General features: G+C 44.3%; 17 protein-coding genes. 9 read left to right on the top strand and 8 right to left on the bottom strand.

Translation table 11 applies throughout. The features are described from left to right. Positions 1-6: 6 nt before the first annotated feature. Together BGK61_RS04080 and BGK61_RS04075 are read left to right on the top strand one after the other, a co-directional pair. Complete coding sequence (locus BGK61_RS04080; RefSeq protein ID WP_076011583.1) at positions 7-4077, top strand: PilC/PilY family type IV pilus protein; 4071 nt, start codon at positions 7-9, stop codon at positions 4075-4077. A gap of 3 nt (positions 4078-4080) precedes the next feature. Next, positions 4081-4545, top strand: coding sequence for a type IV pilin protein (locus BGK61_RS04075; RefSeq protein ID WP_076011584.1), 465 nt, complete (start codon positions 4081-4083; stop codon positions 4543-4545). A gap of 88 nt (positions 4546-4633) precedes the next feature. On the opposite strand, the gene BGK61_RS04070 is transcribed toward BGK61_RS04075, so the two are convergent. From BGK61_RS04070 to BGK61_RS04055, 4 genes are all read right to left on the bottom strand, one after another. After that, positions 4634-4894: a hypothetical protein gene (locus BGK61_RS04070; protein ID WP_014999011.1), complete on the bottom strand. Its 261-nt coding sequence runs from the start codon at positions 4892-4894 to the stop codon at positions 4634-4636. A 62-nt stretch (positions 4895-4956) separates the two neighbouring features. Next, on the bottom strand, positions 4957-5907 hold the full coding sequence (locus tag BGK61_RS04065; RefSeq protein ID WP_076011585.1) for a hypothetical protein: 951 nt from the start codon (positions 5905-5907) through the stop codon (positions 4957-4959). After that, on the bottom strand, positions 5894-6532 hold the full coding sequence (locus tag BGK61_RS04060; RefSeq protein WP_076011586.1) for a potassium:proton antiporter: 639 nt from the start codon (positions 6530-6532) through the stop codon (positions 5894-5896). Before BGK61_RS04060 ends, BGK61_RS04065 begins: the two co-directional genes overlap by 14 nt. Continuing rightward, positions 6526-7080: a GspH/FimT family pseudopilin gene (locus BGK61_RS04055; RefSeq protein ID WP_014999008.1), complete on the bottom strand. Its 555-nt coding sequence runs from the start codon at positions 7078-7080 to the stop codon at positions 6526-6528. The genes BGK61_RS04060 and BGK61_RS04055 overlap by 7 nt, the downstream gene beginning before the upstream one ends. Before the next feature lie 96 nt (positions 7081-7176). Here BGK61_RS04055 and BGK61_RS04050 point away from each other — a divergent pair, with 96 nt between their 5' ends. Next, positions 7177-7551: a type IV pilin protein gene (locus tag BGK61_RS04050; RefSeq protein WP_232298202.1), complete on the top strand. Its 375-nt coding sequence runs from the start codon at positions 7177-7179 to the stop codon at positions 7549-7551. 55 nt (positions 7552-7606) lie between these two features. On the opposite strand, the gene BGK61_RS04045 is transcribed toward BGK61_RS04050, so the two are convergent. Continuing rightward, a complete protein-coding gene (locus tag BGK61_RS04045; RefSeq protein ID WP_014999006.1) occupies positions 7607-8152 on the bottom strand; it encodes a GspH/FimT family pseudopilin in 546 nt (181 codons plus the stop codon). Between the two features lie 415 nt (positions 8153-8567). On the opposite strand from BGK61_RS04045, the gene nadE reads away from it, so the two are divergent. Next, positions 8568-9404, top strand: a complete 837-nt coding sequence (nadE, locus tag BGK61_RS04040; protein WP_014999005.1) for an ammonia-dependent NAD(+) synthetase — start codon at positions 8568-8570, stop codon at positions 9402-9404. 2 nt (positions 9405-9406) lie between these two features. After that, positions 9407-9745 carry a P-II family nitrogen regulator gene (locus tag BGK61_RS04035; RefSeq protein WP_014950115.1) on the top strand — a complete coding sequence of 113 codons (339 nt, stop codon included), beginning with the start codon at positions 9407-9409 and terminating at the stop codon, positions 9743-9745. 100 nt (positions 9746-9845) lie between these two features. On the opposite strand, the gene BGK61_RS04030 is transcribed toward BGK61_RS04035, so the two are convergent. Together BGK61_RS04030 and ygfZ are read right to left on the bottom strand one after the other, a co-directional pair. Next, the gene (locus tag BGK61_RS04030; RefSeq protein WP_014999004.1) at positions 9846-10331 is read right to left on the bottom strand and encodes an FKBP-type peptidyl-prolyl cis-trans isomerase; all 486 of its coding nucleotides are present in this window, start codon (positions 10329-10331) and stop codon (positions 9846-9848) included. 61 nt (positions 10332-10392) lie between these two features. Beyond that, a complete protein-coding gene (gene ygfZ, locus BGK61_RS04025) occupies positions 10393-11439 on the bottom strand; it encodes a CAF17-like 4Fe-4S cluster assembly/insertion protein YgfZ (RefSeq protein WP_076011587.1) in 1047 nt (348 codons plus the stop codon). A 187-nt stretch (positions 11440-11626) separates the two neighbouring features. Between ygfZ and BGK61_RS04020 the strand changes: the two genes are divergently transcribed. The 3 genes from BGK61_RS04020 to BGK61_RS04010 all read left to right on the top strand — a co-directional run bounded on the left by BGK61_RS04020 (position 11627) and on the right by BGK61_RS04010 (position 13272). Next, positions 11627-11878 (top strand): FAD assembly factor SdhE, encoded by a 252-nt coding sequence (locus tag BGK61_RS04020; protein WP_014999002.1) that lies wholly within the window; start codon positions 11627-11629, stop codon positions 11876-11878. A 130-nt stretch (positions 11879-12008) separates the two neighbouring features. After that, a complete protein-coding gene (locus tag BGK61_RS04015; RefSeq protein ID WP_232298201.1) occupies positions 12009-12386 on the top strand; it encodes a hypothetical protein in 378 nt (125 codons plus the stop codon). 13 nt (positions 12387-12399) lie between these two features. Beyond that, entirely contained in the window at positions 12400-13272 is an 873-nt protein-coding gene (locus BGK61_RS04010) for a MaoC family dehydratase (protein WP_076011588.1), read from the top strand. 198 nt (positions 13273-13470) lie between these two features. On the opposite strand, the gene nadB is transcribed toward BGK61_RS04010, so the two are convergent. Then, positions 13471-15156, bottom strand: coding sequence for an L-aspartate oxidase (nadB, locus tag BGK61_RS04005; protein ID WP_014998999.1), 1686 nt, complete (start codon positions 15154-15156; stop codon positions 13471-13473). Between the two features lie 197 nt (positions 15157-15353). On the opposite strand from nadB, the gene rpoE reads away from it, so the two are divergent. Next, on the top strand, positions 15354-15932 hold the full coding sequence (rpoE, locus tag BGK61_RS04000; protein ID WP_012518957.1) for an RNA polymerase sigma factor RpoE: 579 nt from the start codon (positions 15354-15356) through the stop codon (positions 15930-15932). The last annotated feature ends 45 nt before the right edge of the window (positions 15933-15977 follow it).

Raw genomic sequence — 15977 nt, 5'->3', positions numbered from 1 at the left:
ATCAATATGAAGAAACTCTCTACTTTCTTTGCTTCGATTACGCTTTTTAGCTGCATTGGTTTCTCTGCTTTTGGCGACGACCTCGATATCTATTTAGGTAATGCTAATAACGCTGTTACATATAATCCCAACGTTTTATTCATAATGGATTCTTCGGGAAGTATGGGGGCATATGATAATACTGATCAGTCGCGAATGTTGCGGGTACAAAATGCGCTAAAAGAAGCCCTTGGTTCAGCCACTAATATCAATGCAGGTTTAATGCGTTTTTCTGATTATGGCGGACCCATTTTATACCCAGTTCGGAATATAGATGAGGCGGTTCGTCCTGAGATAATCATATCTACGAATGCAGATGATCACGATGCACATGAAATCGATGGCGTAGTTACAACTAATAGTAATGATTTAATTCTTAGTAGCGGGACGAAAACCGTAACGTCTGGGCTTCGCTTCACTGATTTAAATATACCTCAGGGAGCAACAATAGTTAGCGCAAGCATTAGGTTTACCTCTGAGAAGTTTAATGTTGCAGGCACATCCCTTGTAATATCTGCCGAAGCATCAGCATCAAGCTCCGCATTCACCACATCATCGAATAATTTGAGTGCGCGAGCCAAAACTGCGATGAGTATAGAGTGGGCAACTGACAATAGCTTTCCTGCTTCGGGCGAGGTGATAACTACACCTGATATAAGTGTTGTCATTCAAGAGGTCGTGGATTTATCGGCATGGTGTGGTGGCAAAGACCTTAACATTTTAATAGAAGGCTCAAGCACAGATTCGGCAAGCTCCCGTGAAGTCAGAGCCAGTGACGTAGGCCAAAGCGGTGCACCACAGTTGGTTGTAACTTACGATGACTCTACCGCAACGGGCTGCGTACAGGGTGAAGCAATTTATCAGGTGGCTAGTTCAAGAGATAACTCAGAGGAAAATGTTAACGGATATCCTAATACAGGTAGCGAGCTTACCTTCCACCCCTCATATAATGATTTTATAGGCGTTCGGTTTCGCAATGTGAATATCCCACAAGGCGCTGTTGTAACAGAGGCTTATCTAGAGTTTACTGCCTACAGTACGACCACGTATGGAAATCCGAGCATGCGCATAAGGGGCGTGGCAGAGGATGACGCGGATGACTTTCACCCGGACCGACGCTACCGTTTACGGAACTTAGTTAAAACTTCTGGTATTACGTGGTCCATGCCAGACTTTTACAACAACTATACTTATCGAACGCCCGATGTGAGCAGTATTGTTAAACAAATTGTCGACCGTTCAGGATGGCAATCGGGAAACGACATGGCTTTCATATTTGATGAATTCGTGTCATATCGCGGTGCACACACCTATAACAACTCGCCATCAAAAGCGCCTAAGCTTATTGTAAAATTTAACGGTTCTGCTACACCTAATGCTTCTGCCACCGTGCGCGAACACTTAATGAGTAAAATTGACGAATTAAGTGCCAACGGGTATACGCCTATTGTAGATACCTTACTAGAGGCCGCCAATTATTATGGGGGAAGAGACGTAGACTACGGTCGCAAACGGGGGGAAGGTGATGTGAGTAGCTCAGTAAGAAGGAGCACTCGAGTAAGTCACAGGGCGTCGTATTCAGGTGCCAATTCTATTTTGCCTTCGGGATGTTCAGAAGATAACTTGTCAGACAGTAATTGTATTAATGAGCAGATCCCTACACCAGCCACCTATATTTCTCCGGTTTCAGACCTGCAATGTCAAACTAATAACCATATTGTTTTATTGTCTGATGGCGAAGCGAACAATAATCACAGCGTATCTAAAATTCAGACCTTACTTGGCAAAAGCTGTATAGGCAGCGGGGGAGAAAAATGTGGCTTAGACTTGGTGAGAAATATCAGTGAAGCCTCAACGTCGGTAATCGGCCCTCGTGTAATTACTCACACTATAGGGTTTGCTGCAAACAATACAGCCAACAATTTCTTGAATCAACTGGCACTGCAAAGTGGCGGTGGTTTCTATCAGGCTGATAACAGCACCGACTTACTTGAGGCATTCAATACTATTTTGCGCTCGGTCAAAGACATCAACGCAACATTTGTCTCGCCTGGTGTGGCCGTTAACCAACTTAACCGTCTAACGCATAGAGATGAATTGTATTTCGCGTTATTTAAGCCGAGCGAAGGAGCAATTTGGCCAGGTAACCTTAAGCGTTATCGCTTGAGCGGCGATGAAATCCTCGATAAAAACAGCCTGAATGCGGTTGATAGCGTAACCGGCTTTTTCGCTGAAAATGCGCATAGCTACTGGTCGACGCTAGCTGACGGTAGCGAGGTTAGTGAGGGGGGAGCGGCCAGTCGTTTAGGCGGAAATCGCAATATTTATGTGTTTAACGACACTGGCAGTATTGTAAGAAGCGCTAATGAACTGCACGAAAACAATACAAACATAACGAATGTTGATCTTGCGATCCAAGATGAAACGGATGCGGATGCACTAAGAGACGCCATTTTAAAATGGGCGCGCGGTGTGGACGTTAAAGATAGCAACGGCGATGGAAGCACGACTGACTATCGTTCACAAATGGGCGACCCTATTCACTCTCAGCCGATAATTGTTAACTATGGCGCTGATGACTCTGCTATTTTTGTCGCAACCAATCAGGGCATGCTGCACTCCTTCGATACTACAACGGGGGAAGAGAACTTTGCCATCATGCCCAAGATACTTCTGCAAAATTTACATCATTTTTATAAAGATACGTCGTCGTTAGAGCATAAGTATGGCTTAGATGGCGACATGATTTTAAGAACGGTAGGTGAGAGTAAATATCTCTATGTTGGTATGCGCAGGGGCGGACGCAATTACTACGTTTTCGATGTAACCCAAAAAACCTCCCCCACGCTAAAATTCAAAATTGAGGGCGGCGCTGGCACACTGTCTAAGCTCGGCCAAACATGGTCTAGACCGACCATAACCAAAGTAAATATGGGCGGCCAGGTTAAAAACGTCATGATTGTAGGAGGCGGGTATGACGACGCTCAAGACGATCGCACTGTTCGAGCGAATGACGTTGTTGGAAATGCTGTTTTCATGTTCGATGCGGATACCGGCAGCCTTTTATGGCACGCAAGTAACGAAGACGCAGATTTGAACTTATCAACTATGACGTACAGCGTTCCAGGACGAATTTCCGTCATTGACAGAGACAACGATGGGTTTGCCGATCACATGTACGTAGCAGACATGGGCGGCCAGCTATTTAGACTGGATATCTATAATGGAGAATCGGGTACAAACTTTATCAAAGGGGCGCGCATTGCCGATTTCGGTGGTGACACTGTTGAGTCAAACCGTAAATTCTACTACGGTCCGGATGTCACTGAGATCGCTCTAGGCGACGAGTTGTACTACGGCCTTGCGCTTGGAAGTGGCTGGCGCGCATCTCCGCTAGACACAGTAGTTGAAGATAATTTTTATATGCTCAAAGACAGCGGTGTATTTAATCGTGATTCGAGTGGGAATTACACGTTCATGACCACGGTGTATGAGAGTGACATGTATAACGCCACTAGTCATGCGCTAAACAGTAGCGACGAAAGTGAACGTGAATTGGCCTCGCAGGCATTTGCCAATAAGGCTGGCTGGTATTTGAATCTAACCACCAATGGGGAAAAGGTCCTTTCCTCGCCACTGATTATTGACTACAAAGTGTTTTTCACGACCTACGTACCTGCGGTGAGTAGTACAAGCGCATGTGCTCCGCCTACGGGTAATAGTCGCGCTTATTTAGTCAGTATGTTTAATGGTAATGCCGTCACAGACGTGAATAATGATGGAGAGGTCAACGATGCGGACCGTTCAGCAGAATTAAAGCAAACAGGTATTGCACCAGAGACCAAAATTCTAATTGAAGATATCGTAAGTCCGGTTGTTTGTTTGGGCACGGAGTGCGTTTCAGCGGTAATAGACGTTGACGAAGATGGCAACGACGAAGCATGTACTAACGCATTTGAATGTTTAGCCGAAAATATTTATGGCCGGTTTGAACGCATTCAACGAGGCAGCTGGCACTCGGAAACAGAGAGGGAGTAAATTATGAGCCATACGAAATCGGAACGCGGATTTTCGTTAATCGAGTTAATGATAGTCGTTGCGATAGTGGGCATAATCGCAGCTATCGCATATCCCTCCTATCAAGGTGTTATTGCTGATGGATACCGCGGTACTGGTCAGGCTGACTTGTTAGGTTTCGCATCAGCAATGGAGCGTCACCACAGTGGCTCCTTTAGTTACGAAGGTGCGGCAAGTGGCGGAGCAAATACAGGTGCCCCTGCGATTTTTACACCTTATTCACCCTCATCTGAACCATTAGCGAATAAACGATATACGCTTTCAATTGTGTCGGCCAACGCTACAGGTTATGAGTTAAAAGCTACGCCTGTTAGCGGAACAGGGCAGACATCAGACGGCGCTTTATTTTATTTTAGCGATGGAAGAAAGGGCTGGGACAAGAATAATAATGGAACCCTTGAGGCTGACGAATACTGCTGGTCTTGCTAGTAATTTTCATGGCACACAGGAGCCGTGCCTTCGATTTTCAGCGAAGTTTAGTTAATCTCTTCTCTGTTCATATAGGAATTGATGGGGTTTATTTGGGGGGAGGCTCCCTTACCGTAGGCATGCCGAATACAGCGACATCATTCCAATTCTGATCGACTCCATCATTATTCAAGGCAAGCCGTGCAGAGTTTAATGCGTTATCGTGTTCAGATTGGGTTTTAAGTATCATCTGCCACAGCAAGGCCGAATCTATCGTAGAGGCAAGTAGATAAGTACTGGTACTTGTGAAAATAAATAGCGCTATTAAAACCTCAATCAAAATGCTTCCCGAGCTTGTGTTTTTATTCAATTTTGTAAATCCTTTTAACGTTTAAATTTCATACTCAGTTAAGCGCTAGTCGAATCAAGAGCCTATTCTTCGCTATACCACGAACCAGGAATGGGAATGATTTTAGCAAGCGTGGTGTGTGCCTGTAGGGTATCCAGCACTGTGGTTGATGAATTCAATGACCCGTACACGCTTGTATGCAAACGCTGATTAGAGACAAAGGCCCCTTTAATTGAGGCGCTTGTCGCAACATGCAAAGTGTGTTCATTCCCTGCTGTAGATAGCATGACGATGAGGCCAAAGAAATGTGTATCGGCACTAAGCGATAGGTTGCCATCAACAATTAATAGCAATAATGGGTTGCTTTCATCTGAGTGAGCTACATCTTCATTATCTAGTAGGCAGTTACCTTCTATCCAGTAAATATTAGCCGGCGCTAGGTTCAAGCAGTCGTGTTTGGCAATGCTAGTAGGGAAAAACGCACGGCTGAGGACATTTACATTGCGGTTAAAAAGCCACTCGGTAATTTGATTGTCCCACGAAAATTGCTGAGTCGGAGTAGGAAGCCTAAGTAAAGACGGGTAGCGCAAAAATTTGGCCTTATAGTACGTACTTTCTTCTTCTGAAGAGATAGAAACCTCGAAATGTTGAAGCGGTTGCCGTTGATCACCCTCTAATTCGAGCACCTCAATTGCTGTAGTCACATTGGGTATATCTACCTTATCGACAGTTAGAGGAACGCTGCTAGTTCGTAAGGACTCAGCGATGTCTCTTAATTGTCGTTTGAATAAGACGCGTGCCTGTTCGGCTTTCCGCATTTTATTATCTATTGCATAAAATTGTTGGACTTGTTGAGATGAACTTATCGTTGTGAATGTAATTACACTTAACAGAATAGCGACTATCGCTAATACCGCCATGCCGCGCTGATGGCGAAAAGAGCGAAAGGGAAGTTTAAGTTTATTTCCCTCACTGTAGGCTAAGTCTCTACTTTGCAATTTCTTTTGTTCAAACCATTGCTTATTCGTATGCATTAGTAGCCTCAACAATAAACTTTCTAGAACTTGTAACGGTGGGGTCAACCTTACTGCGAAGTGCTATTTCTATTTCGTAAGTACTGCCCCAGCTAGTAGCGTGCTTCAGATTCACACTAAACTTGGTCGCAACGGTAGTTTGGGTATCGGTTAAATCGAACCAACCACTTTGATCACATGTATTCCCCGCAACACGGTATTCGATGGCTTTATTGTTTAAACGGTATCCAAACCATTCTCCCTGACTAAGTGACACCACACCGTCACTATTCTTATCGTAAGAGAACATAACACAACTATTTTCAGGCTCGCTTTCACGGTGACCCGTCGTAATTTTAAAATGTTCACTTGCACTAATGGTCGTGGAAAATGGCGACAGGGTATTATTAGAGTATATATAACCTGCCTTGCTTAGGTGTTGTGTGATTGTGCTTTGCAGTGCTCGCATATCGTCTTCTACGCTGGTGGCGTGCTGAATCGATGAATGTGCGATGTGGGATTGTGCCGCTTGGGTGGCAACCGCAGCAATTACTAGACTTGCTAAACTACAGGCCACTAGCAGTTCGGTAAGGCTGTATCCATAACAGCGTTTGATAAGATTACACTGCTTATCATGTCTTAACATGGTGCGATTCCTGAAAAGGTCTGTAAGCTACATAGTTTTATCCGCCCCAGCGAATTAATAACTAGTTTTGCGTTAAAACGCTGGCTTGAAAGCGTAAGTGTTGTACTGCTGGCAAAGTTAAGCGTGCCATTTTTATTAAACGCGATAACCTTGTTCCTATTGTTAGTTGTGCTTATTTTTAAATCCCACCGTGCGCTAGGAACTACGAAAGACACGTCATTCAATGTACAACTTTGGCGGTCAGAGCAAGTGCAAGCCTCATCGTCGCTCAACAATACACACTTACCATCTTCAACCTCAGCAATTAGAAACATATTCTTTTTGTGCACCAGCGCGTTCATTCGCGCTTGCTTCGCAAGAGATGCCAAGCTTGTAGCAGCATGTTTAAATGCATGTCGCTCCTGCCACGATTCAAACGAGGGCGCCGCTATTACCGAAAGTAGACCTATCGTTGCTAGAACGACAAGCATTTCTAAAAGTGTAAAACCTGCCAGCGTCCGTTCTGGCGTTTTTATATTGATGTTTGATGTAAAGGATTGAAAAGCCATGCGTAAGTCCAGTTACCGTGCCTCGTTCACATTGATAATCTCAATGTACTGAAATCTGTAAGGAGAGATAGCTGTACCATGGAGGGGATTTATCACGTGTGTACACAAAGACCCGCAGTCAAAGGTTTTTCACTGGTCGAAATAATGGTTGTATTGGCCATTGTAGGCTTAATAGGTGTGGCCACCGTGTCGTCACTAGCTACCAGTATGCAGTTAAACGAACTCAATAAGGCCAAAGCTTACTTACTCACTACTCAAGCATTGCAGTCGAGAAACTGGTTAGAAACAGGTGAGTATTTGGCGCTTAGTGCTTTGCCACAATCTGAACTGCCAAGCATAACTATCTCACAAACAATTGATGATGCTGGAATGTACGAAATTGTTGCTACACTGACATCTAGGCCGTCAACGGACAGTTGCAGAGTTATAAAGATAAGTGAGTACGCACTGACACCTACAGAGTGCTGGTAGAAAAAGCAGTAAAATAAACTTTCACCGGAAAAGTCGATTAACGGTAGCGTGACCCTTAGCTGCAGGTAAGTTCATTGCCCTCTAGGTCTTCTTTCTTACCATTGTTATCGCTGTCAACGGCCACTGATATTCGGCCATAAAGCGACAACAAAAGTGCTGAAGCATAATTAGCATCATTGTCGCTGGGGCATAAAGTAATGGTTGCGGCTTTATCGATTCCACCTTGTTCGTCGAAAGTAAGACTCCCGGTAATGCCAAAAATGGAGTTAGCTTTATTTAATGGATCGCCAGCCACAATTAATGGTTCGTTGCTATCACGGCTACCATTTCCGTTCGCGTCTATGAACACCATTTTTGCATTTCGCCAACTTGACGCACAAGACGTGTAGTTTTCAGTCGGGCAAAGTAACACCGTAGTTTGCTCATCAACGGCGGAAAAACGCGCACGCTGAACAACGGCACTTAAATTATTCAAGTCTGAAGTAATTCTATTTTTTATTAAAATGCTTTGTATACCAGGGGCTACAGTCGTGAGAATAATGGCGAGAATAGCTACAGCGACAAGCATTTCAAGAAGGGTGAGCCCTCGTTGATTCGACATTTTCGTTAGTCCTAATCTTCGCCTAGTACTTGTCATAAACAGTGTTAGTTTCCACGTGTAGATATGCGAATAATGAGGCCGCTCTTAGTTTCGCGTTGCCTTTCGCCATTGTAATCTTGCAGCGCAACAAATTTACGCTACTCCTTCTCATTTTAGGGTAAACTAAAATATGTTGCCAAAGGTATGTTTTACCGTGTAATCGCATATTCGCCCATACGCCTTGTGAGTGATGACTTACAGTATGGCTGCGCTTAAGCTTCAACATATCAAAATAATGAATGGCTGACCGTGAAATGCCGAAGAGAGGCAATACTAGGTCTGCAAATTCAACAGATGCGCGGATACCACTAACATCTGCGGTCAGATTGTCGTAGAATCAAGTTCCAGGACGCCTCAAAAATACGTGGATATTATAATGCAAAAACAAGCAGTTATTGATGAAATGAAAGTGCTGCCTGAAATTGACGTGGAGTATGAAGTTGCACGTCGAGTCTCATTTATTAAAAAGCAGTTGCTTACTTCTGGATTAAATTCTCTGGTATTGGGCATTAGTGGCGGCATTGACTCGTGCACATTGGGCCGATTAGCTCAAATTGCCGTGGATGAACTAAACGCTGAACATCACGAAAACTACCAATTTATCGCGGTTCGCCTACCTTATGATACACAAGCCGATGAAGAAGATGCACAGAAGTCTATCGACTTTATTCAGCCCTCGCATTCGTTAACCGTAAACGTAAAGCCTGGTGCTGATGCTATTCATGCCTCAACTTCACAAGCACTTTCAGGTGCTAATCTTCTTCCTGAAAACGAAGCGAAACAAGACTTTGTTAAAGGAAACGTTAAAGCTCGCACCCGTATGGTTATTCAGTACGAAATTGCGGGGATGGTGGATGGTCTCGTTTTAGGCACCGATCATTCAGCTGAAAATATTACAGGCTTTTACACCAAGTATGGCGATGGAGCATGTGATCTCGCGCCTTTGTTTGGTTTAAGCAAGCGCCAAGTGCGTGCAGTGGCAGCCCATTTAGGTGCACCACATAACGTAATTACTAAAGCGCCTACCGCTGATTTAGAAAGCCTGTCCCCACAGAAAGCCGATGAGCAAGCATTGGGTATGTCTTACGACCAAATCGACGACTTTTTGGAAGGTAAGCCAGTTTCTGCGGAAGTGGAAGAGAAATTGCTCTATATTTATCAGCGTACACAGCATAAACGTGTGCCAATTCCAACAATCTACGATGAGTTGTAGTCATGAAAAAAATTGAAGCTATCATTAAACCGTTCAAAATGGACGATGTTAGGGAAGCGCTAGCTGAAGTCGGTATCGCAGGGATGACTGTGTCAGAAGTAAAAGGTTTCGGCCGTCAAAAAGGCCATACTGAACTTTACCGCGGTGCTGAGTATCAAGTTGACTTCCTTCCTAAGATTAAAATTGAGCTTGTGTTAGACGATGACCGCGTTGAGCAAGCGGTGGAAGCCATACAAACGTCTGCTAAAACGGGCAAAATTGGCGATGGGAAAATATTCGTTTACAACGTTGAGACTGCTGTACGTATTCGTACAGGAGAGCAAAACGAAGACGCGATTTAATAGCTACAGTTCGCGCTTGTTTCAATTGAAAAAGGGAGCCGCCGGCTCCCTTTTTAGTTTACAAATTCCACGTTGTTACCCTAGGGTACAACCCTGAGGCTTAGTGATCGTGGCCGCAACCGCCCGCACCGTGAGCATGACCGTGCTCTAGCTCTTCTTTTGTTGCTTCGCGAACGTCAACAACGGTTACATCGAAAGTTAGCGGAATACCGGCTAATGGGTGGTTACCATCAACAACGACTTCTTCGTCAGTTGTTTCGATGATGATTACCGATTGTTCACCCTGTGGCGTCGTTGCGCGGAAAGACATACCCACTTCAACATCCATACCGTCAAACATTGAACGAGGTACGGTTTGAACAAGTTCGTCAGAACGCTCACCGTAAGCTTTTTCAGGGTTTACAGAAACGTTGAAGCTATCTTCCTTCGATTTACCGATAAGTGCGTCTTCTAGTCCTTCGATTAAAAAACGACGGCCTAGTAACACAACTAGCGGCGATTTCCCTTCTGAAGAATCTAGCGTTGTGCCGTCTTCGGTAGATACGGTGTAGTGTAGCGTTACAACGCTGTCAGAAGTAATTGTCATAACAAATCCTATCTTGGCCCTTTTGTGTAAGAGGGCAATAAATTAATGCAGTAGAAACTGCTTATCGACGTTTTTTCACAATATTGCTAGCTTTCTGCTCAATACTGTACGGCAAGGTATTAGGGTAACAGGTAATGGCATTATTATCAGCCAGTCTGTGTAAATCTTCGCTGGTTGTGTCGTTATTTAAAACTGCAATAAACCAAGTTTCGTTATCGAGAGTCGCAACATTGAGTACCTTACCCGCAATGCGCCAATTTTTGCCAAGTTGTTTCTCTAATGTGTCCCCAGGTTTTATGTTTACGTTTTCTTCTAGCTTAAAGCTATAGGCAGCACGTTTGTTTTTTCCTAAAAAGCGAGTTCGTGCAACTACCTCTTGCCCCATGTAACAACCTTTATCAAAGTCGATACCGTTAAGGGCTTGTACGTTAATCATTTGCGGTACATATTCCGCAACTGCTTCCCCTTGTACTGAAGCATGAACGCTCTCAATTTGAATAGCATCGAATACGACCTGAGAGTAACAAGGTACGCTTTGAGTTTCTATTAACGTATTTATGAGTTGTGAGCCGCTGTCATTCAAAAGCACAACGAGACCCTGGCGGGTGGTATTGGCATAAAAAGCAACGCCACATTCACTCTCGACCTTTTGAAGAGAGCCATTGTCAATTGAATCACTCTCAAGCAGGTTAGTCATTTCACTACCAGGAAAAAGCTGGCTTAAAGCAGTTTTAACTTCGTTAGTTTTTGCAGCTTCAAGTGAAATAAAGTAAGCGTTGTATGATTGAGAATCGTCAATAATATCGACTTTTGAAAACACACCATATTTATTGAGCTGTGCTAATGAATGGCTGCCAGAGTCATCGTTGGTCACCAACAATAGCTTACTCATATGACGAGTCACATATCCCGTTGCCCAAGTTTTACCTTTGTTATCACAGTGAGCAAAATGCCTGGCCGTCTTTTCATCAAGTTTGTTGATGTTAACGGTTATCTGTCCTTGTAAGTAACTGTCGGCTTGCTCGCCTTCTAAAGAAATGATCATGGTATTTGGAAGTTTAACCATAAACTCTTTCGGAAGGTTTTGTAATGATGCGATAGAAGTCATATTCACCACGTGTAAAATTCGCTGTATTTACTCAACGTATGGTAAAACCATCAATATTCAAGGGCAACACACTCAATGCGAAAAGATTAAGTGTGATTTAGTTTGCCTATCCGACCAAAAGAGCAGTGATCCTCACGGGTAGGGCATGGTATTATTGATGGCGAATAAAAAACGGTATTAAAGACATATGTTTGAACCAAAAAGATTAGCCCGATTAAAGTGGGCGTGCCGCAGAGGCATGCTGGAGTTAGACGTACTTTTGCTTCCTTTTGTGGAAGAAGCTTTTGATTCATTGAGTTATGAGGATCAAGAAACATTCGAACGCTTACTTACCAGTGATGATCCCGATTTGTTTGCATGGATCATGGGGCATCAAAAGTGTGATGACCCAGAACTAGCCGCCATGGTGGCGACTATTGTTAATCGTGTCAAAGTATAGAGTTTGTTTAACTCACAATAGATTTAGAACGTTACTAGGGGAAGTGTGCGTCGCTATTTGCTTTGTAGTGGCTTTAAGTAGCCTTCCTCAATATGTCTGGTCTTGGCTGAGCTTCTCAATAGTGTTGTCCGTGGTTACTGTGGTAACAACATTAATGATTGGCTGGCGTATCTATGACGCGTTTAGTAACAATATTTCTGCTATTCAATATGCTCTCTCTTTGACCCACGATGGTATTATTCGTGTCGTTGGTGACAGCAATCTTTCATCGCAGACGCCGAGCCGAAGCCTGTTAGCCAGTGCTCAGGCCGACGGTACATCGATGAAAATTCATCATTCTTCCCAGCTCTTTACTTGGGGGTTGTGTATTAACGTGCTGCGCCAAAAACGCAAATGGTTTGAAAAAGACCATAGCCATTTAACTTGGATCTTAAAAGGCGAGTGCTGTGAAGCAGACTATCGTCGGTTGGCTAGAGCTATTATCCTGGCTCGAAAAGCAACGCCTTAAAGGAAATAAATAGATGTTTCGTGAGTATACCAAAGCGTTATTTAAACGCGTTGACGCCAGGCAGCTTATGCAGTTTAAACCGCCTACGTTGCCTCAACGCATCTACACGAAAACGCTTAATGTCGACAACAAGCATTACGCTGCTTTTTGCCAAGAGGTCGATTGGCCCGCTAGTGAGCACGCTCATCCTCTTTATCTTCAAATGCTCTCGTTACCACTGCAAATGCAATGCTTGCTCGACAAACAGAGCCCATTTCCATTACTGGGCCTTATTCATGCTGCCAACAAAGTATGGGTGTTAGACCACTGTGATTTGAGTGAGCCATTTGAATGTCGCGTGCGCTTTCACGAGGTAAGACCTCACAACCGAGGTTGGGAGGTGGACGTCATGTTGGAAGCATTGCAAGCGGGCAACATTGTTTATAGAGCAGTAAGTAGCTATTTGGTGAAGGTGAAAGCGGTACATGTTGCACCACTTGGCGCTAAAAATGACCTACATGATGATTGTGACTTAGAGAATAGGGCGCTCATAGGCGAAATTAGTGCTGCTTCTAATACAGGCAGGCGCTATGCCAAGCTTTCGGGTGACTATAACCCCATTCATCTATCTGCAATATCCGCCAAGGCGTTCGGATTTAAACGGCCGATAGCGCATGGAATGTGGACGCTATCACGTGCCGTATCTGTATTTGTGAGTCACCAAGAACATGCTCAATCTACTACGTTGAAAGAGATATACTGTCGTTTCAAAAAGCCGGTTTTTTTGCCTGCTGATATCCATATTCAACAACACTGTAAAACAGAGCATAGCGTGTTATTGGATGTAACTGACAGTGACGACAGCATTGTGCATTTAACCGCAAGTCTTTCATTTAACGCGAGTTAACCCAAAATACTTTTACAATAATGTTAGTTGTCAAAAGGTAGAGTAGGGAAGTCTGATAACCAAAGAGATGACGAAGAGAGCATGCTGTTATGCTCTCTTTTTAGATATAAGTTAAATTGACGGTGATACTGCCTAACAAGCGCTAAGTGTGGAGGCAGTACAATTTGCCTCCTCCATTCCTAAGCGCCTACCTTTACTTTAGTCAGCGTCGGTAAAACTGTCCTGGGTGATAAGCGAACCAACGTCAGAACCTGACAGTTGTTTTCTGGGTATAAGAATTGTCGGAACAGGACTATCTAATTGTTCAGGGTGGTCTAAATTGAAATGCAACCCTCTGCTTTCTTTTCGCTCCATGGCGCATCGCACAATAAGCTCCGCCACGGTAACCAGATTTCGAAGCTCTAGCAGGTTGTTACTGACCCTGAAGTGTGAGTAATACTCAGTGATCTCTTGCTCTAATAGTTTAATGCGGCGCATGGCACGTTCAAGACGTTTATCTGTTCGCACAATGCCCACGTAATCCCACATGAACAGCCTAAGTTCGTGCCAGTTATGCTGAATGATTACTTCTTCGTCAGAATTTGACACCTGACTTTCATCCCAGGGCGCAATTGACTCTTCACAATCTGCACTGGGCAGATTTTTAATAATGTCTTCTGCAGCCGCACTCGCGAATACTACACATTCTAGTAGTGAGTTAGACGCCATGCGGTTGGCACCGTGCAGCCCTGTATAGGCCACTTCGCCGATAGCGTATACATTATTCAAATCGGTTTTGGCATTAAAGTCAGTCATTACCCCGCCGCAACTGTAGTGCGCTGCGGGCACAACAGGAATAGGCTCTCGGGTAATATCGATACCAAGAGACCGACATTTGCGATAGATATTAGGGAAGTGCTTAACGATAAAGTCGGCAGGCTTATGACTGATATCTAAATACATACAGTCAGCGCCCAATCGCTTCATTTCATAGTCGATTGCGCGGGCTACTACGTCACGTGGAGCAAGGTCTCCACGTTCATCGAATTTGTGCATAAAGCGGGTGCCATCCGCATGGCATAGGTTCGCGCCTTCACCGCGCAACGCCTCGGTAATTAAAAAGTTGCGCGCTTGCGGGTGGAACAAACAAGTAGGATGAAATTGATTGAACTCCATATTCGCTACGCGACAACCTGCGCGCCACGCCATAGCAATGCCGTCACCACTGGACACATCGGGGTTAGAGGTATACTGATATACTTTGCTACCACCGCCTGTCGCTAGTGCAATAAACGGTGCACGAATTACCTCTACGTGTTCTTGTTGCCTGTTCCACACATAAGCACCAACACAAGTGTTTTTCTTTTCTTTAGAAGGGATTAGGTCAATAGCGTTATAACGCTCAAATACATGAATATTCGGATGCGTCGATACCGCATCATTCAACGTAATCTGAAGCGCTTCGCCTGTTGCATCGGCTGCGTGGAGTATGCGTCGGTGGCTGTGTCCACCCTCGCGGGTTAGATGAAAGCGCTCTTCACCAGATTCACTTTTCTCTGTATCAAACGGTACGCCGTAGCCTATTAGCCATTCAAGCGATGCTTTTGCTCGTTCTGCAGTGAATCTCACAGCAGGCTCCTCGCAAAGCCCAGCGCCTGCGGCAAGCGTGTCTTTTACGTGAGCGTCTATGGAGTCTTGTTCATCGAATACTGCGGCAATACCGCCTTGCGCATAACGGGTAGAGCCTTCATTGCGGTCACTTTTACTAAGCACAATAACCTGACAATGGTCGGCGAGCTTAAGAGCTAAGCTTAATCCTGCCGCGCCACTCCCAATAATCAATACGTCGCAACGGTGTTCTATTGCATTTGATGTGGAAGTTAGTGAAGACGATACAGATTTCATGTATTTTTATATCAATTCAAACGAGCAAAGGTTCGGCAAGTCTAAAGGATGAGTGGCAAAACACAATAATTCTTGGCCCCTGACTTAAGCATTTTTTAAAATATTTAATGCTTTTACAGAACTTTTGTAAAAAGAACGCGTCTACACACATGCTTGTTAGAGCTATTGTGTAGTTGAAGTAGGGAGTAATGGCTCGAATGAGCGAGCAGATAACCGACCAACAACTGGTCGAAAAAGTACAGCGTGGCGATAAAAATGCGTTCAATTTGTTGGTAACCCGTTATCAGCACAAAGTAATGCATCTCGTTTCTCGCTATGTGAAAAATACCGGTGACGTTGCTGATGTAACGCAAGAAGCGTTCATTAAAGCATACCGTGCCTTACCTAATTTTCGTGGCGACAGTGCATTTTATACTTGGCTGTATCGCATTGCGGTAAACAGCGCCAAGAACTATCTTGTATCTCAAGGTCGCAAGCCGCCTGCAAGCGATGTCGATGCTGACGAAGCAGATTTTTACGAAGGTAGCGATGCTTTAAAAGAGCAATCAACACCCGAGCGAAGCCTGTTATCTGAGGAAATTGAAGAAACCCTGTTTAAGGTAGTTGAGAAGCTGCCGGACGATTTGCGCATGGCAATCACATTGCGTGAAATTGAAGGGTTGAGCTACGAAGAAATAGCGAACGTAATGTCGTGCCCCGTGGGTACGGTGAGATCCCGTATTTTTAGGGCCCGAGAGGCGATTGATAAAGTTATTCAACCGCTGTTAGAAAATTAAAAAGAAATAAAATCAAAAAAAGATGAACTTTCTTTTTTCTACGAT

It is taken from the genome of Alteromonas abrolhosensis, from assembly GCF_001953635.1.
Classification (GTDB): domain Bacteria; phylum Pseudomonadota; class Gammaproteobacteria; order Enterobacterales; family Alteromonadaceae; genus Alteromonas; species Alteromonas abrolhosensis.
This window is presented reverse-complemented; position numbering and strand designations above follow the sequence as displayed.